Consider the following 2,880-nt stretch of genomic DNA (forward strand, 5'->3'; position numbering starts at 1 on the left):
GACGGCGACGCGCCGGCGGGAGGGCGTGGCCGCGGCTGCCCGCGCTCCGGGCCGTAACGCGGTCGCGCCGACCGCGCCGCCGGCGGCCGTGAGGAAACGCCTGCGAGAATGTCCGACGGTCGGCTGGGGCTGCTGCACGTGTTCTGTTGCCATGATTCCGGGAGGGTAGGGAGGAGTTCCGGGAGCCCGGAAGCCTGTTTCCCGTCCTCCACAGCATCCTCACCATCACAGGGAGAAACAGACATGCCACGCGTGTTCGTGCAAGGCAGCCCGGTCGACTCGTATCCGCGGCTGGCGCCGAGGCCCGGCGCGGCTCGGCGCGACGGATCACCAAGGTCGGCGAAGAGGTCCTGCACAAGCCGTGCCGGAACGTGACCGAGTTCGGGTCCGATCTCTCGTGGTGTCGCCCGCTGCGGTCCACTCCTGCGGCTACGTCCAACTTTTCGGTTACAGCTCCTCGTCGGCTCCGTTGTGGGGTACGGCGTCTTCCAGTACACCTCCCGCAACCACACCGGGGCACCGACCCGCGGCGACCTGGTGGGGGCAATCACTGCCGCCGTGAGCGTCATAAGCGCGGCAGTCCTCCTGCTGGGCATGAGCGCGGACGGCGACGAAGTGCCCTCCTCCGACCGGGGACACCAAGAAGTCAGCACCAGCGCGCCCGGCAGGTGACGAGCGTCTACCGGCCCTGGGGAACATCGGTACGGCCTTGGCTCTACCGGTCGGTGGCCTTGGGGCCGGGCGACGGCGGCGTCGATGTACTTCGTGGTCCAGAGCGTATCCGGGGCAAACGGGTGAACGGGTGCTGTTCGTGCAGGTAGAACGCTTGCGGTCGCGTCCGTAAGGGATCAGCGTCAGGGGGCCCGGTGCTGGTTGATTGAGGCCCTTGCCGAACATCAGGCGGGGCGAAGTGCTGTCTGGTGCCCGCCGTCTGTTCGCCGTGTGGCCGGTGGGGCAGAGGCTCGGCAATCGAACGAGAGCACTGCTCTTGACGCCAGGATCTGAGCATGGGATTCTTCAAGTGAGAGCAGTGCTCTCTATTCGGATCGATTATCACGCGGGCTGGGTTTATCAGGAGTGCGTTCATGCTGAAGCGGTACCTTTACAACGGTCCTTCCCTTCAGAGCCTCCATCACGAGTACGCCAAGAAGAGGCGCGTCGACGAGAACTCCCCCATCCAGGCCGTGCGAGAGGTGCGCGTCGCGGCGCCGGTGCAGCGGGTTTGGGAACTGCTCGTGGCCGCCGAGCACTGGGGGAAGCTCGACCTTGCCATCCACGACGTCCGCCTCGACCCCGACGTCGCTGAGGATGCATGCTTCACCTGGGCAAACGGCGCCGCACGGATGAAGTCCCGCTTCGCCGTGGTCGAGCCTGAGACCGAGCTCAGCTGGACCGGCGTCTCTTTCGGCGCCCGGGCCGTGCATCGCCACTCGTTGACCCCCATCTCGGACGATGCCACCCTGCTGCGGGCCGAGGAGTCCATCAGCGGGCCGGTCCTCGCCCTGTTCGGTTTCACGAGCGCCAAGCTCCAGGCGGGGCTCGACAAGTGGCTTGGCGCGATCAAGTCCCCGCAGAGATGCCCGATGGGGCAGGCGCCCGGTGATCCCCAAGCCTCTCCATGCCCTGAACGAAGGTCTCGCTTTCCTGGTGGAACTCTTCGCCTTCGGCGCGCTCTGCTGGTGGGGCTTCCACGTCACCCACGACTTCGCCGGGAACCTGCTCCTCGGCCTAGGCTCACCCGTGGCCGCCATGGTCGTCTGGGGGATGTTCGCCGCACCCAAGGCCCGCTTCGTGATTTCGCTCGTCGGGGTGCTCCTGGTGAAGGCTGCGGTGTTCGCCTCCTGCGCCGCCGCCCTCTACGGCCTCGGTGACCATGCGTTCGCCGAAGGTTTCGCGATCGCCGCCGCCGCCAACACGGCCCTTGCGACCTTCGACCGCGACGCGCTCTTCCGGCAGGTTGGCCATTCCGACTCTCGTTCCTGATGAGAGTCAAGCCGCGTTCGCCCATGACCAGCAGTTAGGTGGTGTGCCGGGGGCCGAGGCGGCGTCGCAGTTCGAGGTTCTCGCTCTGGGCGGCCTCGAGGGCCTGCCGTAGGGCCTGGAACTCGTCGCGGTGCCGCCGCTTGAGCTCGGCGAGCTGGGCGGTGAGGGTGCGCACGACGCTGCTGGGCGAGTCGTCGGGCGGTTGCGTGGCCGGCCGTGGCGGGTGGCTTCGCTGCTGGGCCCTGAGCTGTTCGACGCGCCGGCGGAGTTCGGTGCAGCGGTAGAGGAAGTCAAGTGAGACGTCGGCGGTCTGGTCGAGGCCGCGGAAGGTGATGGGCTGTCCGCGCCGGATCATCTCGCGCAGGCCCTTCTCGGCGCGGGCCTGGGCGGCGGCGCTCTTGCGGGCGGCGGCCTGGCGGAGGTTGTCGGGGTTGCCGCGCATGCCGGTCAGTTCCCGTCCTGGCAGCAGGTGATCGCGTCGGTGCGGGCGTCGACGCCGGCACCGCGGACGGCCTGCGGGGGCCCGTCGGCGAGACGGGTCTGTTCCAGCTTGAGGATGATGCGGCCGAGAGCGTCCTGCTCCTGGCGGCGCCCGGCGAGCCAGATGTTGTCCTCGCCCATCGGCTGCCCGGTCCGGGCTGAACGCCTTCTGCCGTTCCTCGATGAGCTGGGCGGTGCGCTGCCGCTGTGCGGTGAGCTCGGGCAGGAAGGTGGCGTCTGTGGCGAACTTGTCGCAGGTCAGACACGCGTTGCCCTTCGCGCATGCCTGTGGCTGTTGTTCGTTCCCCTCTCTGTCAAGGTGTGATGAGTCGGGTAAAGTGACCGATTCATTCAGTCGAGGGCGGAGAAGGAGGAGTGCCCGAAGTGGCCAGCACCAACGACCACCAGGCCCCGGAT

Annotated in this window: 4 protein-coding genes and 2 pseudogenes; 4 read left to right on the top strand and 2 right to left on the bottom strand. The window is 68.0% G+C overall.

Going from position 1 to position 2,880, the window contains the following annotated elements:
• Window positions 1–243: 243 nt before the first annotated feature.
• The 4 genes and pseudogenes from EFK10_RS49835 to EFK10_RS47220 form a co-directional block, all read left to right on the top strand.
• A pseudogene (locus EFK10_RS49835) lies at window positions 244–398 on the top strand (peptide deformylase); the annotation flags it as partial.
• A gap of 73 nt (window positions 399–471) precedes the next feature.
• A complete protein-coding gene (locus EFK10_RS47215; protein WP_164835912.1) occupies window positions 472–672 on the top strand; it encodes a hypothetical protein in 201 nt (66 codons plus the stop codon).
• A 413-nt stretch (window positions 673–1,085) separates the two neighbouring features.
• Window positions 1,086–1,496 (top strand): annotated as a pseudogene (locus tag EFK10_RS53160) (SRPBCC family protein); the annotation flags it as partial.
• A 103-nt stretch (window positions 1,497–1,599) separates the two neighbouring features.
• Window positions 1,600–1,983 carry a YrdB family protein gene (locus EFK10_RS47220; RefSeq protein WP_240677116.1) on the top strand — a complete coding sequence of 128 codons (384 nt, stop codon included), beginning with the start codon at window positions 1,600–1,602 and terminating at the stop codon, window positions 1,981–1,983.
• Between the two features lie 34 nt (window positions 1,984–2,017).
• On the opposite strand, the gene EFK10_RS10025 is transcribed toward EFK10_RS47220, so the two are convergent.
• Together EFK10_RS10025 and EFK10_RS47225 are read right to left on the bottom strand one after the other, a co-directional pair.
• Window positions 2,018–2,425, bottom strand: a complete 408-nt coding sequence (locus EFK10_RS10025; protein WP_127355382.1) for a DUF6262 family protein — start codon at window positions 2,423–2,425, stop codon at window positions 2,018–2,020.
• A 5-nt stretch (window positions 2,426–2,430) separates the two neighbouring features.
• Entirely contained in the window at window positions 2,431–2,604 is a 174-nt protein-coding gene (locus tag EFK10_RS47225) for a hypothetical protein (protein WP_164835913.1), read from the bottom strand.
• Window positions 2,605–2,880: the final 276 nt, after the last annotated feature.

Source organism: Streptomyces soli, assembly GCF_003999195.1.
Taxonomy (GTDB): Bacteria; Actinomycetota; Actinomycetes; order Streptomycetales; family Streptomycetaceae; genus Actinacidiphila; species Actinacidiphila soli.

Coding starts and splice junctions, on each gene's coding strand:
- EFK10_RS10025 (WP_127355382.1), bottom strand. CDS start 2,425: ATGCGCGGCAACCCCGACAACCTCCGCCAGGCCGCCGCCCGCAAGAGC.
- EFK10_RS47225 (WP_164835913.1), bottom strand. CDS start 2,604: ATGGGCGAGGACAACATCTGGCTCGCCGGGCGCCGCCAGGAGCAGGAC.